Consider the following 22656-nt stretch of genomic DNA (forward strand, 5'->3'; position numbering starts at 1 on the left):
CATGACCAGAACCGAGTTGATGCAAGGCAAAAAGGGTGTGTTTGCAAAATCCGACGCGCGTGCAGCAAGGCGTGGGCCAAAACTGGCCAGCCTCTTCATTATGACGCTTGTCGGGTTTCTTGGCGGGTCGTTGTGGATGGCCGCATCAACCGTCGTTCCTGAATTGACGCGCGCAAGTGGTGCTCTTGTTCCCACGGGTAGATACCACCAGATTCAAGCGCCAGACAGCGGCACAGTCGTATCAGTTTACGTTCATGAAGGCCAAGAAATAGAAAACGGGCAAGTCTTAGCGGAGCTATCTTCCGCTACTCTGGACCAATATGAACAAGACATACATCAAGAGCTTGCTGCAATTGACACAAAGGCGAGGAATTTTCGGGCTATTCTGGCGGGCGTTGCATCAGACACCCCGACCTCAGTTTCATTTTCAAATCCCGAATTGGAGTTTGCTGAAACGCAACTGAGACTCTTCGCCAGCAAGCAACGCGCACAGGAGGAGTTGACGATACGGCTTCAAGAAACGCTCGAAACATTGGAACGTGCACGTGAGCTTGCCGAAAAGCGCGTCATCGCCAAAACGATATCCGTTGAAACAGATGAAGATCTATTCAGTAAAGGTTTAACTACCTCTCGCGACCTTGATGCACAAAAAGACCGCCTGGACCAATTACAAGCACGTCTTGTGGATGTGGATGTGCGCCTTTCTCAACTGCAAAAAGAGGTTAGTCTGGCACAATCCTCGACAGCGCAAAACCGTTTGTCTCTGGAGGAAAAATACACTGAGAAGTTGTTTGAATTAGAATTGCAACGTGAGGCAGCGGATAATCGGGCCAGAGTCATTGCACAACAACGCGATAAATTAAAATTGCGCGCGCCCGCAAACGGCGTTTTACATGCGATCGGATTTCCAAATCCAGGTGAGATCGTGAACGTCGGCGACGTCCTTTTTGAACTCCTTCCGACCCAGCAAAGCCTTGTTGCAGAAATCGAAGTGAACCCATCGGATATCGGACATATTTCAACCGGCGATCCGGTTGCCCTTAAGTTCGACACATTCGATCCAAGACGTTACGGGCAAGTAGAAGGCGAAATCATTAGCATCTCACCCAATTCGGTTATGGATGTCGATACTGGCCAAGAACACTTTCGTGCCACTGTCGCGCTGAACAACGCGTCGATAGGCGAAGGTGTTTGGCAAAGGGATCTGCAATCCGGGATGACGACAACTGCAGAGATCGTAACCGACGAAAGAACGGTACTGGCTTACTTGCTCAAGCCAATTAGCCGTTCGCTGGAGAATGCCTTCGGGGAGAGGTAACTTATATCCCGGTTGCATCAGTTTTCACGTTCTTGCGGCGTGGTGAACAAAATATCCGTCCAAACAAGCATCGAAATTCACCAACTGGCAAAGACGGTCTTGCCATCCAAATCCCGCCCGCAGGAACACGCGGCCGAGCCTCAATCAGTCAAATGTGCCAACACCTGATTGGCCCCGAGCTTCGCTTTTCCGCACAGTGAAGCGCGAACAGCCATTGCCGCACTGACCACGCCCGCTACCTGTCGTTCATGAGTGACAAAACTGACGACCCGCGCGCCTTGGCCGTCCCATCAGGCCGCATCGCCCGACTGAGCCGCCTCAGTTCAATGACCGCCGGGGTGGCGGGCAACATGGCCGTGAACGGTCTGGCGCAACTTGGCCAAGGGCAGCGCCCGTCCATGCGAGACCTGTTGCTTACCCCTCAGAACATCACCCGCGTGGCCGATCAACTGGCCAAGATGCGCGGGGCTGCGATGAAGATTGGGCAGTTGATGTCCATGGACACTGGTGATGTCTTGCCCCCTGAACTTGCCCAGATTATGGCCCGGCTCAGAGATGACGCGCATTTCATGCCGCCCGCGCAACTCAAGCAGGTGCTCAACGCCAATTGGCCCGACGACTGGCTTCAAAAGTACAAGAAGTTTGATGTCCGCCCCATCGCCGCAGCTTCCATCGGGCAAGTACACCGTGCGCAGTTGAAAGACGGGCGTGATCTGGCGATCAAAGTGCAATACCCCGGTGTTGCAAAGAGCATTGACAGCGATGTTGCAAACGTCGGCGTTCTGATGCGGATGTCGGGTCTCTTGCCGAAAGGGTTTGAGCTCGCGCCATATCTGGAAGAAGCGCGCAAACAATTGCATGACGAAACCGATTACGTTCTGGAAGGCGCGCAACTCGCGCGCTTTGGCACGTTATTGCGCGACAATCCGGCGTTCATTGTCCCCGAACTTTACCGCGACTGGACGACGCCCGGCATTCTTGCGATGAGCTATGTCGACGGGGAACCAATAGAAAGCGCACAGAATGCGCCGCAGGACACGCGCAACCGGATCGCGAGAAATCTTATAGAGCTGACTTTGAAAGAGCTTTTCGATTTTGGCCTGATGCAAACTGACCCGAACTTTGCAAACTATCTGTATCAACCTGAAACCGGGCAGATTGTCTTGCTTGATTTTGGCGCGACGCGCGCACTCGATCCGGTCATAGTACGTCAATACAGCGCGTTGATGCGCGCGGGGCTGAGCGACGACAAGGGCGCGATCGCGCAAACGGCGCAAGACATCGGGTTCTTTGTGGCAGAGACGCCTGAGACACACAAAAACCGGATTGTAAAAATGATCCGACTTGCTTTTGGCGTGCTGCGCGACAGCACAGAGTTCGAGTTTGCCGCAACAGATTTATCCCAACAGATGCAAACAGAAGGCATGGCGCTGGCCCAAGAGGGTTTCGTGCCGCCACCCTTACCGATCGATGTTCTGCTGTTGCAGCGAAAACTCGGCGGGGTGTTTCTTCTCTGCGGGCGTTTGAACGCAAAGGTTGATCTGTCAACGCTTTGGGATGCCTACCTTGCATGACCGGAACAGCACCCCGACGCAGTAAAAACCGTAACGGGGTATCTCGGTGCAGCCCTTGATGGAAAAACCGATACTCGCGTCAAGTATTGTGGCAGTGTGTAAAAACCGGCAAGCGCGCCGTCGTCATTGAAGGGTCTCAGAGAAGTCACTCACCGTTAAACGGAGGTACCACAATGTATCGTCTCATCACCTTGGTTTGCATAACACTTGCAGGTCCGGCGTCTGCATTGGACTTGAAATTGACAGGCCAGTTTGATCTGAATTACCCCTCCAGCCTTGATTACGATCCGGCCTTTTGTGGGCTTTGGATTGCAAACGAAGGCCCCGAAGCCATTCTTTTGACGCTGGATGGGCTGGAACTGCGCCGCATTTCCTCAGGACTTTCCCGGATCAAGGCGATCACCATCGAAGGGGACCATTTACTCGTCGCAGACGGAGCCGGAAGCTTTCAGCGCATAACGAAAAACGGGGTCGCGCTTGCTGATCCATTTCGGATTTCATCGCAATGGGCCGATACAGAAGGGTTGGCCGTTGATGCAGATGGCACCTTGATCATGGTCGAAGATGACCCTGAATATCTGACCTGGATGTCCCCGTCGGGCGAAATTATCCGCCGGATCGACACGATGACATTGACCCCACCTCTAAGCGAAGCGCAAGGGATCGCGCGCGATCCGCGCAGCGGGCATTTGTTGATCGTAGATGACATGGAAGGGACGAACAGCCTGTATGAATTTGACGCCGACGGCCAGTTGCTGGCGACCGCCTCGCTTCTGGAATACGGCATGGACCCGGAAGGCATCGCCATACGACCCGGATCGAACCAGCTGTTCATCGCTTTTGACAGCGGCACAAGCATTGCAAGTTTCGAATATTCGCCGACGCTGCCAGAAGGTGCCGCACCTTTGCCGCCGGGTGCCGATTGCGCATTGATGTGATCCCCTCCAGATCCAGAAACACGACAGACACTCAAGTGATTGCACGTTAAGCCATGATCGGCACGTCGCCCGCCAATGCGTTCAGGCGCTTTGTGGCGATACGATGCGCGACAATTGCTCGCACTTATTGGTTGCAAAAAAACGACATGATGCTTAAGGCGAAGGTAATAGCCTCAGGAAATATGCATGCTAACTCGTTTCGCGCTGCCTCTAGTCATCTTTTTTTCATTGATTTTCGCTGCAATTGTTGCGCCCGGACCCGGAGTTCACGCGCAAACAGTAACGAGCCAACCGGACACGACACAGATGCCCGATCCGCTGTCGTCCGAGGCTATCCGCGAAATGGTTGCGCGCATGTCGGACGATCAGGTGCGGGTCATGCTGCTGGACAGGCTCGATGCCGTTGCAACAGGAAACGCCGAAGAAACAGCTGAAGTTCAATCACTCGCGCTAGCTGCGACACGCACATGGGAAGCGTTCTACACACCCATCGTTGAGGCTGTTCAGCGCGTTCCGATCCTGTTTGTGCGCCAGTTCGAAGCTTTCGGCAATTTCGCAACGAGTTTCGGCGCGAGTGGCCTTGCGGTTTTGTTCGGGCTTTTGATTGGCATCCTGGCTGTAGGCTATGCGGCAGAACTGCTGGTTACCAAGACGCTTGAGCGGCGTACCAAAAAAGCAATCGTCCAAGAGACAGGGTCACTGCGTGATACACTGTTCTTTCTGGCCAAACGGTTCGGGCGGGAAATTCTGGGTCTTGCCGTTTTCTACATCGTTATCCGCATCGTTGGCGCGTCTTTCCTGACCCCACAGCAGATTGCCATCCTTGCTCCGGCGGTGCGCCTCTTGGTGCTGGTGCCAAGGCTGATTGCGGCGCTGTCGCGCTTTGCGCTTGCCCCGTATGAACCGCAGTACCGTCTCGTCAGCGTGAGTGATCACTGGGCGAAATACCTGCACCGGAACCTGATCGGATTGGGTTTGCTGGGCGGTTTCACGATGTTCATCATCGGTTTTAACGCCCAATTCGGCGTGCCCATCGGCGAGACCCGCCTCGGTTTCTGGCTCACATTTGCGCTGCACGTCTATATCATCGTCATCGCATGGACGGCCCGCGATGGTCTTGTCGAAATGATGCGGGGCAATGACCCTGACCGCACCAGATATGATGAGCAGGTCGCGCAGTACTATCCGGTATTTGCGGTCGTTGTGTCTGTCTTTACCTGGGCGCTGTCGACGATTGTTGCGGGCTTTGGCAATATCGCGTTGCTGCTGAAAGCACCACATTACACCACGATGTTCTGGCTGCTCATGGCCCCGATTATTGATACCATCATCCGCGGTCTGGTGCGCCACCTGCAACCTCCGATGATCGGTGAAGGTCCTGTCGCAGAGCAGGCGTATAAATCCAACAAACGAAGCCTGATCCGCATCGGGCGCGTGCTCGCTTTTGGCATGATTGTCCTCATCATTGCCGGCGCTTGGGAAATCGATCTGTCCAACGTGGGCGCGACCAGTGCAGGTGAGCAATTCATCGGCAATCTGATTGAGTTTCTGGTCACTTGTGCGGTCGGTTACATCGTGTTCGAGCTGATGTCGCTGTGGATCAACCGCCGCCTTACGCGTGAACAATCCTCCAGCCTGACGTCGGATCAGGAAGCCGGTGAAGGCGGTGGAGCGGGAGGTTCGCGCCTTGCCACCGTTTTGCCGCTGATCCTGATGGCCTCACAAATCGCCATTGGCGTCGTCTTTGGTTTGCTTGCCGTGGGCACGCTTGGCATCGACATTACGCCATTGCTTGCCGGGGCGGGGATACTTGGTCTGGCCATTGGTTTCGGGGCGCAGAAACTCGTCACCGATATCGTATCAGGCATTTTCTTTTTGATTGATGATGCATTCCGGGTCGGAGAATACGTCGACGTTGGTGGCACGATGGGCGCGGTCGAAAAGATCTCCATACGCTCCATGCAATTGCGTCACCACCGCGGCAATGTGCATACGATTCCCTATGGCAGCGTGGAAAAGGTCACCAATTTCAGCCGCGACTGGGTGATCATGAAGCTGATGTTTACGGTGCCCTTTGACACCGACCCCAACAAGGTCAAAAAGATCTTCAAGAAAATCGGTGCGGAAATGCTGGAAGACCCGCTATTCAAGGATGATTTTCTTGAGCCCTTCAAAAGCCAGGGCGTGTTTCAGTTCGACGATGTGGGCATTGTCATGCGTGGTAAGTTCATGGCCAAACCCGGCACGCAATTCACCATCCGCAAAGAAATCTACAACCGTGTCCGCAAAGAGTTTGAAGCAAACGGCATCGAATTTGCCCGTCGGGAAGTTCGCGTCGCGATGCCCGGCCTGGAGGATCATGACGACCTGAGTGATGTGCAACGCACCACCGTCGAAGCAGCAGCAAGCGGTGCAGTGCAGGCACAGATAGAGCAGGAAGCAGCAGAGGCCGCTGCGGCCAAGAAATAGCCCGCGCCTAGCGTTTCCAGACCGTCTTTGGTTTCATGCCAGAAGGGCTGCCAGAAACAGGGACAGGTTGGCGCCATCGCTGCCGTCAGGGTCCGCAACAGCGGCCGTTTGCGCGATGACGCTTGCGTCTGTCGGTCCGTCCCAGTTCGGCTCCAACCGTCCCAGACCGCCTTGTTCGACGAGGTCCTGCACCAACGAAAATGCCGCCGTGGGGCGCTGCAGCCGGATAAAGTCCGACGAGGGTAACCCACTGGCATCTCTCGGCACGACACCGAGACGTCCAGCCATCGATTGGATGCGCTGATTTCGCACCTTGGCGCTGTAACCTTGGGCGATGGTATGATCGACAGAGGCCACCGCAGCACTGCCATCAAAGCTGATACCACGTCTGCGCAAATGTGTGGCACCGGTCAGGGAATAGACATCATCCACAACGACGGTCGTGCCCTGCAGCCGCGCAGCCCGCCCCGGAAAGGCGCCCGGGTGAAAGGCGACCACACGATCTGCGGCCACGCTTTGCAGCGCCAGCAGCGCTTCGTTGCGCAACTGGATCGCGGCGCGCACATATGGCGGATTGATAAAGTCGGTTTCGCGCGGGGTGCATAGAATGACCTTGAGCCGCGGTTGCACAGCCAGACGATCGGCCAATATCTGGATCAGGTCCACCGAGACCGCACCGCTGCCAGCACCGGCATGAACTGTGCGGGCAAGGCCAGCCGTTTCCACGTAAACCAATTCCTGCGCTTCGTGAAACGCTCGCGCCAAAGACCACAGCGCATCGCGCGCCCCGTGGACCGACAGCTCATATTCGCGACGCAACTCGTTCAGCAAGCGGTTACCATTTGTCACATCCACCGTGGGGGCCGGCAGTCCCAACGCACCAGCCACATCATTGATAACAGTTTGCAAATCAAGTGGAGTGGCTGAGTTGAGCGGGTTGCCATCAGGCAATAGCGACAGTTCTGGCGTTTCGGCCACTGCCGCGATGGATTGCAGCAACACACCGGATGATGTGGCTCCTGCGGGTGCCCCACCTGCCCGCACGGGCGGGTTCATATTATCCCCTCCTGACATCGCCAACCAGCCCGGCGCCTGCCCGACAGGAGGGCCACCGGGCAAGGGAATGAATGGCTGCACACGGCGCACTGCGTGGCGTGCGAGGTCATAGCCCAGCGCCCCCTCGACACGCACAGCACTACTGTGGGTATCCGGCCCGGGCGGGTTGCCCGGGTTGCCCTGCGCATGGCTGGCTGACATCGTATCACGCGACCAGGACGCGGCACTCAGCACCCCGTCCCAGTCAAGACCGGCGCTGACATTGACCGAGCCGATGCCACTTACGACGATGCCTTCCAGACGCGCCATAGTCGGGAGCCTCGGCCCGATGCGCGGCACCGTTTCGGACGCCAGCGCACGTGCCGCATCAACGGGCGTGCCAGCTGCGCCATCATCAGGCCCGGCATCCGTACCGAAAATCGGGACTGGGGCCACCGATTTCAAATTATCGGACAGACCGCCCATACGATCGAGCGCAGGTGCAAAGACGTCAGGCGGCAGAGCGGCAGGTCCGGGCGCAATCTGCAAAGTTCGGGCGGCAAACAGACGCCGGTTTTGTCCGCGTGGTGTGACCACTAGATCAAAGACCAACGTCGCCGGGTCCGGCTTGGGGTCACCTGCGCTCAGGCCAAGCGGGTTGTGCACCCGGATCAGCGTCGGCTGGCCTGCCACCGCAATTGCAGCACCGCCATCACCGCGCTTGAATGACGGCGTCTCTCCGATTGCGGGAATGGAAATAAACCGTTGATTATAAAGCCTGACAGCACTGCCATCAGGCACAGCGTCAGCAACGATCTGAACGATAACATCTTCATCCGCAGTCCATGTCGCCGTGGCTCCTACGATCGGCGCCGGGTTTGGGCCGAACATGCCAATACCTGCCGGGGTCGGAAACGTAGGCCAGCGGGCCGCCGCACCCGGCGCGGTTGGCGCAGGGACCAAATCGTCAATAATCGGCGCGACGGCAAACATCAGCGGATTGCCCGGTGCACCATCAACCCTTGCAAGCACAGCATCCGCACGCGCCATCAGGTCCGGGCCATCGACGACGTAGTCTATCACAACTTCGGTTCGCACCTGCGGTTTCAGATCCGACGGCATATCCCCATCCTCACCGGGCACACCAGCAACGGCGCTGGTGGTGCGGTTCCCACGCAGATGCCAATCCAGATCAACCGCATAGGCGCGCAGGAACTGTCTCGGCAACGACACGCCACCCGGCAGCGCGGGCTGCGTCAAGGGCCCGGCAGCCAAAGTGCCGCCCGTCGCCCACCCCAAGCGCACGCGGCTTGCAGCATTCGCGCCGGTCGCTGCAACCGTTTCATTTGCAGCCAGTGTCATCAGCCCCGAGGCATTCGGAACTCCCGTGGATGTGGTATCAGCGGCCTGCTTTTCCACACCGACATCGCCCAGATGGCTCACGAAGGGCGATCCATGCAGATCCACCACCTGCACCACAACGCCGGATGCAGCACCCAGACCGGTTGCAATCGCACCAATCCCGCCTGCACCGCCTGTGCCCCCACCGTTTGAGAAATCGAGGGCCGGAAAACTGGTGATCAGATCATCAAACAACGCCGCGATGGAAATCGGGTCAATGATCAACCCGCGCCCGTCATGAAAGCTCATCGGTTCCGTGCGACCGAGGCTTTCACCGGGTTCATAGGTTTGGGGCGACCGGTCCGGCATGGGAACGGCCCCTGTAAACACCAGCGTTTCCGGCACGGGGCGGTGGTGCGGTGCAGGGGCCACGGCATAGCGCGCCATCAAGCGGCTGAGGCGTTCAACGGCTTGGGGGTGAAGTCGAAAGGCCGCAACCGGCCCGGCAATGCCAGCCCCCGTTACATCTCGGAATTCATGGCCCTGATCAAGATACTCCAGCGTGCCGCGAAATGGGGCCAGTGCGTTGCCTGATGGCGTCAATCTCAATGTGTTGGCATCAAAAGTCGGATTGGCGCTGCCCCAGGCATTTGACAGGCGCGCCATGGTCAGGCCCAAAGCATCCAGCCCATTATCCTGCAGGGCCTGTGCAGCGGCCTGTGGTGTCAGCGTAAAAACGTTAAGCTGTGTCACTTAGGTCACTCCCGATCTGAACTTGAGACGCGCCGCCCGTCTGGCATGATGATCTCGAAGGTGATCGCCCGCAGATCCGAGCGCGCGAATACCGTGATGCCGGTGCGCACTCCGATGCTCTGGCGGCTGGCGGAATAGAGCGGCGATTTAGCGTTTGTCTTGGCCGGAACGCCACCAACAGGTATTTCGTCAAGCGGTGCCTCATAGACGAGGTTCTTGCCATCAGTCCTGAACTGCGATTTCGGCCTGTTGGACCCCAGATCAATGATAGGACCGGGGCGCGGCTCAAACCGCGGTATTTTTCTGCCACCGGCAAATCCCGGATCGCTGCCGGATTGGCGACCAAAGCGGCCAAATTCCTCTGTCTGGTCGCGCAGGGCGCGCAAACGGTTCGGCCCAAGAATACCGCCGCCTGAGGTTGGTCTGATCGTGATCCGGACCCTGTATTCAAGCGGCCCAGAGATGGGCGCATCGGTTGTGACAGAATAAACCGTTCCACGGCCAGAGATGCTAAAGCTGTCCACATCGCTGAGGGTTGGCAAAGGAACGATCGAGCCTTGAGCAAAGCGGGCCAAGTGTTCAGTCACCCGGCCAATCGGGTCGGTGAGCCTGAGCGTGACACTGCCGCCGGGCATAGCAGCGGGGCGTCGAATAAAGACGCGATAGTTTCGGGCTGACCCGTCAGGCTCGCGCCAGAATGCTGTCTGCGTTGTTGTCGGCACTTCACTCACCAGATTCAGCGGCGTTGCACCGGGCAGTTTCTCGCCCGGATTGCGCGGGTCATCAGCAGCCTCAGGTGCGACAGTATAGAAATGCGACAGGTCTTTTCCATCGAACCGGACATCGACCGATATCCTGTGCGATCCAAGTTCGGTGGGATCAACCGGTGCGTCTGAATTGAATGACACAAGTATATCGCCCAGATTCCCGCCACCCGGCCAGACAAGCACGGGCGGGCTCAACTGTGGTGGGCCATCGGGTGGGATGACAATCGAAACTGCAGGGGACGGTCTGCCACGGCCCTTGCGAATACCGCGTTGCGGATCATCCAAGCCCCATGCGATAGCGCGGTACCATTGTGGTTTCCAGGACCCGGATGGAGCATCATTGCCGGTGATATCAGTAATCCAGGTTTCTGATCCATTGGTGTCAGAACTGGCTGCCCAATCGGCAGTGCTCCCTGTCAGCGACACCAGAGGTGGCCCCATACTGTCCAACCGGCGCGCCGCATCCGCAACACGTGTTCGATAGATATCAACACGACCCGGCCTTGCGCCTGACGCGGGGCGGGTTTCAACTCTGATGCGCGCGGCAAACCCGCCGGGGCCTTCGACGGGCAAGGCTTCGATGGTTGGTGGGGCGGGCGTTGCAATGCGTGGGGCCACAAAGGGTATCATCGCCTCATCTGCGGTCGGCCCGCTTGGCCATGGGCCTTCGACGCCGCCCGTACTTATGGGAATAACGACAAATAGATGAATGGCTTGGGACCCGCGCGGCAAAGCCACGTCCAGATTGGTGCCCGTCAGCAGTTTCTTGTTGACCCGATTGAAGTCCCGGCGGTCCGGTTTGCTGGCAAATTCGGTTTTCAGGGTGGACAGCCGGTCGCTCAAAGACACACCGGGCAAAGCCTCAGCCAGATTCCGGCTGGCGAGCATTCTGGTTTCGGTGCTTTGATACAGGATGTAGCCCTCGGCCCCCGGCACAGATTGCCATTCGACAATCGCATGGCACTCGCCCTTTGCATCGGGAAGGCTGGCCAGCCGCACGATATCAATCACCTGCGTCGGCCGCGAGCGTGGGTCTGACGCATAGGTCAGCTTGCTGCGTGGGCCATAGCCCCCTGCCCGCCCCGGTGCGACAGCCTCGCGCAGACGCGCCTGAAGCGCCAACCCCACATGCGGGGTCGCCGCATAATCCAGCGAAAAGGCGGGAATGGTCACGCGGTAACGCCGCGCATGTCCCTGACTTGCAAAACCCGGAGTCGCCACTTCGGCGCTGCCCTGCGCGTCCAGATTGATGACGCTTGCCTGACCATTCAACCCCGGCACGCCGGGATCGGTTAGCGATGCAACATGCCCCGAAAAGGTGATAAAGACGTTTTGTACAGCCCCACCGATTGATTTTTGCAGGCCCGCTCCGGGCAGACCACCCGGCGGTTCTGCATGGCGCGTTGCCGCTGCAAACAGCCGACCGCGAAAGTCGATGCGCGCGACCGAACGGACGCGCCAGTCCACAACAAACTCGACAACCAGATCAGCCGGGCACACCGTGCCGCTGCCCGTATCTATCGGCCTGAGTTCCGCTGACACGATATTGACCGGATCAGGCGGTGGCTGCGTGGTTGAAAAGGCGCGGGTCGCCCATGGGCTCCAGATGCCAAAGATATTCTGGGTGGCGATGCCGTATTCGGCGCTGACAGCACCGGCGGCATTGGGGATCACAAAACCTGTGTCCGACGCAGATTGGCGCGGGTATTCTGGGTCTTTGCGGTTTTCGTTGTTCCCGATTGGCATGTGCCCCTTGCCGGATGGACGCCGCTCCATCAAGGGCGCGGCAGGGTCGGTCGTGCCGCTTTCCGCACGGCTGAACGCAAAGCTTGAGACGGCGTTCAGATTATCAAGCGGCAAGCGCTCCCAACTGGCACGGCTTGTCGCAATCCATGATCCATCCGGGGCGACGGGGCGCTGATGCGACAGAAAATGCACACGCAGATCAACAGCCGTCAGCGGGCGCATCACCCGGCGTGGACGGGGGATAATCGCGGCCAGCTCGCGTGCTTCTCCTTTTCCGTTCAAGTCGTTTGGCCAAAGACCTGTGATCATATAATCGTAGTCGGCCATGTCGGAAGAGCCGAGAAAACTCCGATCGGCCAGCACGATCGGGTCAAGATTGACATAAGGAAACCCGGTCCCGAAACCCATCAGTACCGACTGCATCGGGTCGGTTCCGACAGCCATTTGCAACAGCTTCACAGCCGAAACATGCGCCTCGCCCTTTTCGGCTGGCATGGCCTCTCCGCTCAGGTTTTCCGGCGGGCTGATCACATGTGTGTCGAGCACATCCACCTGCTTATTAGGCGGGGCCTGCAACGCCTTGTGCAGCATTTGCAAAAGCGTTTTTCGGGCGTCGTCAATCATGCCATCCGGGTCAGGCATTTCCCAAACAGGTCCTTTGTCACCAGTCGGGAAGTTGGGATACCAACCGAAAGGGTTAATGCCGCGCGAAAACCGCTGTTTAGCAGCATCTATCGCGGAGACCTCGCTGCCCACGAGACCCTGTTCCTTGCCATGCGCCTGACCGTTCAGGTCTGCGAAGTTGTCGGGATCCACCGGTAGCCCGACCGTTTCGACCAATTCCCAGCCGGTGATTTCGTTGGCATGTGATACAGGTTCACCAATGATTGTGACATCCTGTCCATCGGCACCGCTGATCAGCAGTGCTGTGATGTGCGGGGCGTAAAACTGATAGCGCCGCTCGCCATTCGCAGCCACGCTCAAGCTTTCAAAACCCAACATGTTTTCAAAGCCAACGCCATTTGCAAGCGGAACAATATTGACCGTCAAGGCAGGACCGTTGCTTTTGATGGTGACGTTCACCGACATCATCGGTTGAAAGAACTGATGGACCGTTCCGAGCGGCGGCATAGCAGTCTTTCGGACAGGCGTCGCGACAGGTTTGGGCAGAAGCGGGAAAGCAATGCGACGCCAGACCTTGAACGGTTCAGAGGGCAGACCAACGGACGGATTGAGTTGCCAGCGCAAAAACACCGAAAAGACGTGGTTACCAAAATCCTTGAGGTCGATGCCTTGGGTTTCGCGCTTGGACGCTGCCCGCAACGCGTCACCCCCTGCAGCAGTGTCGCCGCCGGGGCCAAAAGGGAATGTCACAACGTCATTTTCATCGGCGAAAGGTCGCAGAACCGAGCTTGCGGTGATCATCGCGCCCTGACCGCGGAACCAATATGGGAAAAATGTTCGCTTCACGGCCATACCTACTCTTCTTCCCACGGGGCGCGGGCCAAGTCAGTTGCAATGATCTCGATCTCGACGTTGCCGGAAAAACCTTCGTTAAGGTAAGGTTCGTCAAAAGCCTTGCGGATCATATCCATCCGCAGGCTCTTGCCGCGCGAGCCTGCCTTCAGCGTTACGAGTGCACGCTGTGCGCCCGGTGCAAACAGGATCTTGTCCACGATGTCATCGGATGCCGCGCTTTCCGCGATGGACAACCACGGCGCAGGCTCAAGGCGCCAGCGGGTGGCCGCGATTCCATCGGGGTCCTCTTCGGTGACTTCCTGCGGAATCGGTCGCGTGCGATGCATCGGCTCACTCGCATCCAGCAGCAATGCCGCTGGTTGCGGATCGGCTGCCGGGTTTGCCTGCTCCCAAAAGACGATGACGCGGGCGGCACCGGGCACATCCATCGGCTCAAGGCCGGCACCAATCAGTTCCTCGTCCAGCTCCGGGCCCATTGTGGTCAACAGATCCTGACCGGCAAGGATGCTCTCCAGCGTCCGTCCGGCAAAACGCGGATCATTTCCGATCGCCTGAAGCGCGCCGCTTTGCACGAAACGATGCTCCATCAAGGTGGCCTGAAAATCACCTGCAAAGTCTTCCAATTGTCCGAACTGGCCGGTGGAGAAATTCAACCGATAGACACGCGCGCCGACGGTTTCCGCAGGCGCACCAATGTCTACCGCCTCAATATCAATGACGTAGTCGGTGTAAGGATCAAGCGGGATCGGCAGGGTCAGCATTGAATGCCGCACCCGGTTTTCATCAATCGGAACGCAAGGCCCGCTTTCGCCAAGAACGTCTTCGACCACCGCCTCAAACGGGGAAAGCACATGGGCCTTCACGTATTCCAGCGTGCCTGCATCGATGGGCACGGGGTGCGGCAATCCTGGCTCGTTCACCTGCCGGAAAGACGCAGCCTTGAGCCTGACGCGCAGCTCTTTGCCATAAGCTGCAAACAACTGATCCACTGAATTCGTCGCAAAGACAAAGCGGGGCGCATCCAACCCGAACACATGCGCCTCACCCTCAGCCGGCAACGTGCATAATATCCATGGATCCAGCCGTTTGGGTGCGGCACTATCGGTCCGGAACCAGAATGTAGCCGATTGATCCGCGGCATCACTCTCAGCACCTTCATCATCGCGGGTCCGCACATCCGTTTTACAGCTCACACGGTAAAGCGCATCCGGGAATAGCAGTGCCACATCCGCGCTGGGACCGCTCACAAGGTCTTCGAGCACCTGCCGGTCTTTTTCAATTTCAATGTTATCGTAAGCTTCACGGCGCGCTTCACTCAGGCGGGTCAGCTCAATTGCGCCCACATAATAGGGGCGTCCCTGTTGCTCAAAACGCTGCGCCTGCTTTTCATCAAGATAAAGCACGCCGATCCGGAAGCGTTCCGTGCCATCAGGTGGCGCAAGCTCAACGCAAACAGGCTGGCGTGGCGCAAGCCGCATCTGACCATAGAGCACCGTGTGATACACGTCCTCGAACCAAGGGCCATTTGTGTCCATCCAGTTCGGCGGCAAGCTGGTGACGGTCAGCAAGTCTGAAACCCGCACCGGGCGCATGCCAAGCACATTGCCATCCCCATCAAGGAAGTGGATCACCAGACCGCGCCCCGTGCCCTGCTGGTCATCGTTTAATAGGCCGCGGTTGACCCACATCAGCAAATGACCGGACAGGATTTCGCCGCTGTCCACTTCAATCACATCAGAAAGAGGTCCGTGTTTCAGTCCAAGAGATGCAAGCTGGTCCGCGACCTCATCTGCACGGCTGCGATCTCCAAAGACCACCGGCTCGCCCGTGTCCCACAGCGGGGAGGCCAGCACACGGCCCGGGCATTTTGGTTCATCGACCTTTGAGCCGCCCGGCACAGTCGTGCCATGCGGGCCAGCAGCCGTGGCACCCGCCAGCACGCTAAGCAGTGCGCTGCGCTCGATTTCCACGCCGCGTGTCACCCGGCGGATCGCTTCGCCAAGCTCCAGATGTTCCGCTGATAACTGATCGACCGGGCCGATTGTCCCGAATGATCCGGCAATCGCACGGTTTACCTTTTCGCGCTCCAACGTACGGTTCAGTTTGGTGTTCAACGTGGCCTTGGTCGTTATCTTGTCACCAAGGCTCTTGTTCAACGTGCCTGATCCCAAGGACATATTCCGCGTCAGTGTCCGCATCTTCAGCGCGGACGTGCCGGTTTCATCTATCTTTTTGAGCGTGCCCGTCAGATCGCGCCCTGAGGTGGCAACCACACCTGTCAGATCTCCGCCCCTGATGCCTGTCGTCAGGCGACCAGTTTCAAAGCCGCCGCGATTTGGAGTTCCGTCGCGGCCCTCGGGCGCGCAATCAACCAAGCCCCCTTCGACGACCGCGGGGACGATGCCGCGCATCTGATCGAGCGCGAAATCACCCGAACGCCAAGTTTCATGCACATGCAGCTCGACGTCCGGATCACGGGAGCGTTTGGCGTCATCAGGGTCGGGCCATGCAGTCCCCTTCAGGTCCCAGCCATCGGCTGACGGGCCAAGACGTTCGTCCGAAAAGGTCCACAGAACCGGGGCCGCAGGGGCTGCGGGTTCACACACGTTGCCCCACCGCTCCCGGATGGTCTCTTCCAGAATTTCCGTCCGTTCCAGCGCTTTGGGCGCAGGGTTTGGCACCCAATTCAGCAAGGACAGATGCGTGGTCAGGTTTTCACCGTCCGGCGGCTCAAGCGTCCACCATGTTGACGGCGTATTTCCGGCCATGACCGCGTCGGTTTCCCCTACCCGCTCCAGCGTGACCTCGGTCATTGTATAGCGATAGGCGAAATCGCCCCGTGCGATAAAGCCACCTGCGGGGGCGCCGGTACTGCCGCCCGGCGTCTCACCCAGCGGCGTGATACCCCCGTCCAATGCGGGCATCGCAAGGCTGATCACCGGGATCGCATCAATCGGTACGACGGGGATATCTGCCTCCGCGGGCGTGTTGTCGTCGCGCGGCATGTCGCCAATTTTGCTGTCTATGCCGCGATCCACTCCGGTGCCTTCGGCCAGCGCGGGCGTGCGGCTCACCAAGACGGCCCCGGCATAAAGATCGGGTGGCGGGGGCAGTATCTTGGAATCCTCGCCGAGGTGGAAATCAACGCAGCCCTTGATGGAAAAGAAAAAGAGGTCCAGCTCACCGCAAACCTCACCGTCGATGCGACTGACCTGCGTGCCATCTGCGCGCTCGCCAACCTGCGCGGAAAGTGCCGCAGAGGCCGACAGGCTGATGATGAACAGCTTCAGCTCGCCCCGGATATAGAGCAGCCCGCCCACGTAAAACGGCTGGAACCCGATGATCGCGTTAAAGCCCGCCGTCACCTTGAGGTAGAGGTTGATCGAGGTGTTACCCCAGATGATCGACACCTCAAGCCCGGCGGCAATACCAAAGCCATTGACCTGGCTCAGCGCGGGCAGATTGTTGCCCGGCGGCTGATAGCTTGGGATGCCATGCCCTGAGAACATGACGTAACCAGAGCCGTCAAAAGCCCCCAGAATGGACGCACGGATCGGACCCGGCAGCGGGTTGTCCTGCAGGTCTTTGCCCGCAAAGCTGCCAAGATACACGTGCCAGAATTTGCCATCCTTGAGGTTGAAAAACGCCTCAATCGGAATTTTGATCTCGACCAGCGGGTCGATGGTGAAGTCAATGGAAATGCCGATGGTCAGCGTCCCGCGCCCAAAGTCCAGATCAATGACACAGAGGAACGTCCCCTCGGCGTTCTTGTCTTTCAGCTCAGGCAGCACCGCCAGCAGGTTGGCCTTGACCACCAGCAGGACACGCGGCCCGGGCAACTCCAGCAGGAACATGCCTTTGACGTTAAAGATGATCGGACTGCCCATCGTGCCCAGCGTGATCCCAACGCCAAAGGCCCAACTGTCGAGGTTGGTTTTCCAGGCTTGTAAGTTCGTAGGATCCCCGTTGGCGCGGTTCTTCAGCCATTCAAGCGCCGGGGTGAGCGAGGTGATCCCGTCCTCATCACGTGCATAATGCATCGCGAAAAGACCGACAAAACCGTAAATGCCAAAACCCGATTGCGCCAGCGGAATGGCGACGGGCAGTTCAACCTCAAGGGCCACCGCCACGCCGGTTGCAGGACCACCCGCGCTTTCCGGGATCTGCTTGATCGCAATTTGCGCTGCAATCCGCATCTTGACGGGGATCAGGCGGACATCAATCCCGCCCTTGATCTCGGTACCATCGTCCCCGTTGTTGAACTCCATATAGCCGGAGCCTTCGAGCACGCCCGGAACCTTCAACCCTGCACCAAAGGCAGTCAGTTCGGGCGGTCCCAGCGGATCAACCGGCATGCGCACCCGTGCCCGGTCAACCGAGATCACACCGAGATCAATGGCAAAGCCCAGATCAATCTCAAAACTGAGCGGGTTCGTGCGGGCAATGCGCGCACCCAGAACCTGCAATATCTGGCCCAAAGGTTCAGCCACGCGAATGGCACCGGGGCCCGATACATCAATGGAATAGCCTTTGGAGCTGTCAAAAACAGGTCTCAAATCAAAACGTCCACCCCCACCCGGCGGCACGCCAAAGCTCAGCCCGATCGCCTTATAGCGCACGGCAAGCGGCGTATCGCGCGGAATTTCCAGCAGCGGGTCGCCATCGCCAAACCCGATATTGACGGATACGGCTGTTTCCACGTCGAACAGGAAACTCATCAACCAGCGATCCCCCTGCCTGCGGAAAGCGCCCTCTCCGCCAAACAGGATCACTCTTTCAATGTTGAAAAACCCGGCTTGCGCCAGACCTGTTGCAACACCAACTACGGCCGCTGACGCCACGAGGGGGGCGATGCTGCCATCCGAACCTTGCGCTGGCGTGCTTTCCGCCAGCAACGGCGTGAAGATCGTGGTCATCCCCAACAGATCGCGTCCGAAATTCTTGGGCTTCAGGGCTTGCCCGGGCAGTTGCCCTGTCATCAGCAATCCATCTTTGTCCGCCGGGTCTGCGCCGATATAAAGTTTGACCTCATCCGTCTGGCTCGCCGGGTCGGTCTGGTAGAGAAACAGAAAATCCGTAATCCCATCGGCAGGGTTGTTGCCGATACCGCGAATGTCATCGGGGAGTTCGGTCGCCCCCCCGTTTTGCAGTGTGCTTTCCAGACCCGTCTGGAAATCGATCTTGCCCGAAAGCTCAAGTGCAACAAACTGGTTGCGGATAATGCGCACTTTCAGACGCGCCGAATGGAACCAATCCGGGGTGGCCGGATCATTGGGTGGCGTGTCGGGCACGACCGGGGGCGGCAGTGGCTCGGGCGCTGCAGGCCTGCGCACCGTACCGGTGATGACTTCACCCGGCAGGTTGACCGAAAAGCCTGTGATCGTCGCCTTCCAATATTGTGATCTGTTGGTGGGGCCTTGGGTTTTCCATGTGGTGTCGCGCCAACTGGCCGTGTGGGTCGCGCCCAAGGGCGCATTAGGTCCGGTGAACGTGGGCGGAAAACGGTCCTCGATCAGTGCACGCAACCCTTCGGCGCGCCGTTGGCTGAGCTTCCAGTTATACTGCGCCTTTGAATCATCCCCATCCCAGCTGGCCGTGCCGGTAATGGTGACGTCCTTGGGGTTAATGCGGGATAGAATATCCGTATAGGCCACATCAAAAGCACGGGCACCCGGTTGCCAATCTGATGTTTTGCTGGCGGTCAGTGCTTCCTTGTCGCGAATGTGTCCCGGCACCCGCGCATAATCGGTGTAATCCACCTTTGGTGGCGTATCAAAACGGAAAAACCCGACGAGCGATGTCACCGCATCGTCTGGCGTGCGCGCCTCAATCGCGCGCGATTGCCCGCCCGTCACATCGATATCCACCGTCACACCAACTGTGGGAGGGCCTCCGTCGATGCGCCATTCCGTCGCCGGCGGCACGCTGAACCCCGCCAGACTGACCCTGACGCCGCCCGCCTCTCGGTTGTCACTCAGCAAGGCCAGCGGGGGGGCGACCAAGGACTGCGTGCCGCGCGTGATGGATGTGGTTTCCAGAATGGCTGCAAGCGGTGCGCCGGGCGGTGGGGCAATCGCGGGCGGCGCGCGCCGTCCGACCGAAACGGTCAGGGTTGCTTGTTTGGGCGGCGCGCTTGCATCTGCTGCCGTGATTGTAATGGTTCGTGTGCCGGTCGCGGGCGCGCTCACATCATGCACGATGCCCGCCTGCGCCCCACTGCCCTGATCCACGGTGACGCTGTAAGGCGCGCGCCCCCCGCGCACATCGACCGCAAGGCGCGTGGTTTCCGGCAGGGCCGCAGTCGCATTACCCGGGCTGGTGCGCGTAATACCAATCCCGCGCCCGTCACTTGCAAAGAAGTTCGCGCCGATCACAAGATCGCCGCCGCCCTGATTGATGACAGCAACGTCAAAATCGCCCGTGACCCCGTTGGAGCCCCCCAATCCGATCAACAGGTTTTCAACACCTGCGTTGACGGCGAAATCCTCAGCCCCGTTGGGGGCAAAGAAAATCCGGATTTCCGGCAGGTAAAGACCGGTCCAGGCTTCATCAAATCCGAACTGCGACAGAACTTCGGGCGGTGTGTAGCCATCCGACAGGTCCAGATATGCAGAGCGAAAGCCAAATCCCACCACGCGGCCTGACCCGATAAAGGCGTGATGCGGCTCCATCGTGACAAGCTCGGCTGCCGAAAGCGCGCCCGGATCATCAAGGCCAGAGGCCCCCAGCGAGACAAGGCACACCTGCACCTGCGCGTTCGTATCCGTCCCTTGGGTCAGCCGCAGCTTGACCTTGGGCAAGTGAAAGACCACGTCCCGGCGCGATGTATGTGGCACCAGCAATCCATCCGCCCGCATCTCGGCAGGCTCCAGAAAGGGCGGGCGCATTTCAATGCCTGACAGGATCAGGTCCAGCGTAAATCCGGTGTTTGGATAGTCCGATGGCGGCGGGTCAATCGGTGGCGCATCAAGCGCATCCAGAACATCGCGCACCGCTTGAAACGCGGCATCCCCACCAGCCACTCCCGCGACACCGTCGGCGATAATGGCGCCCGCCACGCGCGGGACGGTCATGCTGAACTCGACCTTTGTGTCGGTTACGTCCAGCCAGGGTTCCGAGCGGTCGGGTTGATTTCTCGGATGCCCTTCCGAATTCGCCGCCGCCCCGCTGAGCGTGCCTGTGCTGGGATCAAAAGTGGGCAGGTCCACATCACCGGAAAATCGCCCGATGCCGCGAATGACCATGCCACCGGGGCCGGTCGCGGTCTCGTAGCTTTCAACGTAAATGACGGATAGAACTGCATGCCAAGGGGTCGATTCGCCGCGCAAAATGTAGGGGCGAAAAAGATCAACGAGTGACAGGTCAAAAGGCATAGGCCAAACACCTTCGCAATTCTTGCTAAGAGAAAAATAACGGTGAGAAATGGCAGCAATCTAAAGGTTAACACAACCATAAATAGTGCTTTGAGTCAAACTGGCATGGGCACGAGCCTCCCGCCGGGGGCCAGCGCTGGAAGTCGAATGCCTGAGGCACATCCTTTGAAGATGGGATACGGCAGTGCTGAAAAGTATCGCGTAAACCTTAGCGCGGTCCGCTATTTTTCACATACACGGCATAGGGTTGGCACTCATGTGAAGCTCTTTCTTACACGTAGTGCACCCAGCCCCTTGAGCACCAAAAGGACGTGGCTCAAGCTGTCAAAACATACGATCATTTTGAATGCAGCAGCGCGTTGGCAGACGCCCCCGACTCAGGCGAAACCACTGCCCTCTCAAACTCGACAGCTGCGTTGCCTCAGATAACAGCGCGGCTTACAGCAGCGCCTCAACCTCTGCCCGCGTTGGCATGGCGGGTGCGGTTCCGGGCCGTGTCACGGATATTCCTGCCGTCACGCATCCATAATGCACCGCCACCTCTGCCGATTTTCCTTCAGAGAGGGCCGCCGCAAATGCGCCGTTAAAGGCATCTCCCGCACCTGTCGTTTCCACGACCGGACCTGCATGCACCGCAGGAACGAAACCGTGCCCTGCGAGATAAGCGCCTTGTTCGCCCATCGTGATAATTGGCCTGCCGACACCCATTTCTGACAAAGTATCACAGGCTTTCTGTGCGCTGCGCGCGTCTGTAACTGCAATGCCGGTAAGTGCCTCGCATTCGGTTTCATTGGGCGTGATGTAGTCGCAAAGCGCAAGCATGCCGGGCGGCAACTCGGCGGCGGGTGCGGGGTTCAACACCGTCACCACATTGGCAGTTCGCGCGATTTCAAGCGCCCTGACTGCTGCATCCATCGGTTGCTCAAGCTGCGTTACAAAGACATCCGCGCTTTGGATCAAATCCGCCTGCGCCTGCACATCCTGCCCGCTGATAAAGGCCGCAGCACCGGGCGCGATGATGATCGCATTGTCGCCGGTGCCTTCTTCGATAAAGATATGCGCGGCACCGGTATAGCTGTCCTCCATCTGGATTACATGCGGGGTGACACCTGCCGCGCGCCAAGTCTCCAACGCCAACCGGCCAAAATCATCTTGCCCGAGCCGCGAAATCAGATGTGTTTCAGCCCCCAGCCGCGCAGATGCCACGGCCTGATTGGACCCTTTGCCGCCCGGACCAAGGGCAAAGGACTTGCCCATGATCGTTTCACCCATCTTTGGCATGCGGTCCGCGCGGTAGGCCGTATCGGCCACAAAGACGCCGAGAATAACGACCCGACTCATCTATGACGCATCCGGCGGCACAACGCCTTTGCGAAAGGCGAAACAGCCGTAAAACCGCCGCTCGCCGGTCTGGATCACCGCATAGGCTTTCTTGGATCGGTCGTAAAAGGCAAAACGTTCGATGCTCATCATTGTCGGCCCGCCAGCGGCAGAGACCTCATGCTGAACCTCCTGCATGACGGGCAGGATGGTGTCTGGCTCATCCACAACCTCCATCCGGGCGGCGGCATCATCGACGAATGTATCAATCGGATAAACGGACAGCACAGCGCGCACCACTTCGGCGGCAGGCCTGTCGATGCGCAGAATTTTTCCCAGCACAGTATCCCTCGCGACACTGTCAGAGGGGAAATTTGTATCCGCAATGATCAGATCATCGCCATGCCCCATTGCGCGCAGTGCAAAAAGCACTTCCGCATTCAAGATGGGATCAATTCCTTTCAACATGGGTTACGTCCTTTCTATTATTGCGCCAAAACCTGCTCAAAAGGGCGCTCCAATGGCGGTATGGATCACCACTTC

Annotated in this window: 9 protein-coding genes; 4 read left to right on the forward strand and 5 right to left on the reverse strand. The window is 58.5% G+C overall.

Features of this window, described 5'->3' with window-relative positions; translation table 11 throughout:
- The first annotated feature begins 1 nt into the window (after position 1).
- The 4 genes from K5Q35_RS15650 to K5Q35_RS15665 all read left to right on the forward strand — a co-directional run bounded on the left by K5Q35_RS15650 (position 2) and on the right by K5Q35_RS15665 (position 6299).
- A complete protein-coding gene (locus K5Q35_RS15650) occupies positions 2–1318 on the forward strand; it encodes an HlyD family type I secretion periplasmic adaptor subunit (protein WP_259650556.1) in 1317 nt (438 codons plus the stop codon).
- A gap of 248 nt (positions 1319–1566) precedes the next feature.
- Positions 1567–2892, forward strand: coding sequence for an AarF/ABC1/UbiB kinase family protein (locus K5Q35_RS15655; RefSeq protein WP_220800227.1), 1326 nt, complete (start codon positions 1567–1569; stop codon positions 2890–2892).
- A gap of 173 nt (positions 2893–3065) precedes the next feature.
- Positions 3066–3830, forward strand: a complete 765-nt coding sequence (locus K5Q35_RS15660) for a hypothetical protein (RefSeq protein WP_220800228.1) — start codon at positions 3066–3068, stop codon at positions 3828–3830.
- 186 nt (positions 3831–4016) lie between these two features.
- Positions 4017–6299 carry a mechanosensitive ion channel family protein gene (locus K5Q35_RS15665; RefSeq protein WP_220800229.1) on the forward strand — a complete coding sequence of 761 codons (2283 nt, stop codon included), beginning with the start codon at positions 4017–4019 and terminating at the stop codon, positions 6297–6299.
- A 33-nt stretch (positions 6300–6332) separates the two neighbouring features.
- Here the strand turns inward: K5Q35_RS15665 and K5Q35_RS15670 are convergent, their stop codons facing one another.
- The 5 genes from K5Q35_RS15670 to K5Q35_RS15690 all read right to left on the reverse strand — a co-directional run bounded on the left by K5Q35_RS15670 (position 6333) and on the right by K5Q35_RS15690 (position 22581).
- The gene (locus tag K5Q35_RS15670; RefSeq protein WP_220800230.1) at positions 6333–9428 is read right to left on the reverse strand and encodes a hypothetical protein; all 3096 of its coding nucleotides are present in this window, start codon (positions 9426–9428) and stop codon (positions 6333–6335) included.
- Positions 9429–9433: 5 nt separating this feature from the next.
- The gene (locus tag K5Q35_RS15675) at positions 9434–13417 is read right to left on the reverse strand and encodes a hypothetical protein (protein WP_220800231.1); all 3984 of its coding nucleotides are present in this window, start codon (positions 13415–13417) and stop codon (positions 9434–9436) included.
- A 2-nt stretch (positions 13418–13419) separates the two neighbouring features.
- Positions 13420–20793, reverse strand: a complete 7374-nt coding sequence (locus tag K5Q35_RS15680) for a DUF6603 domain-containing protein (protein ID WP_220800232.1) — start codon at positions 20791–20793, stop codon at positions 13420–13422.
- Positions 20794–21231: 438 nt separating this feature from the next.
- Entirely contained in the window at positions 21232–22134 is a 903-nt protein-coding gene (gene rbsK / locus K5Q35_RS15685; protein WP_220800233.1) for a ribokinase, read from the reverse strand.
- Positions 22135–22581, reverse strand: coding sequence for an RbsD/FucU family protein (locus tag K5Q35_RS15690; RefSeq protein WP_220800234.1), 447 nt, complete (start codon positions 22579–22581; stop codon positions 22135–22137). It abuts the gene before it with no gap.
- Between the last annotated feature and the right edge of the window lie 75 nt (positions 22582–22656).

The sequence above is a fragment of the Roseobacter sp. OBYS 0001 genome (assembly GCF_019654895.1).
In the GTDB taxonomy this organism is placed as follows: domain Bacteria; phylum Pseudomonadota; class Alphaproteobacteria; order Rhodobacterales; family Rhodobacteraceae; genus Roseobacter; species Roseobacter litoralis.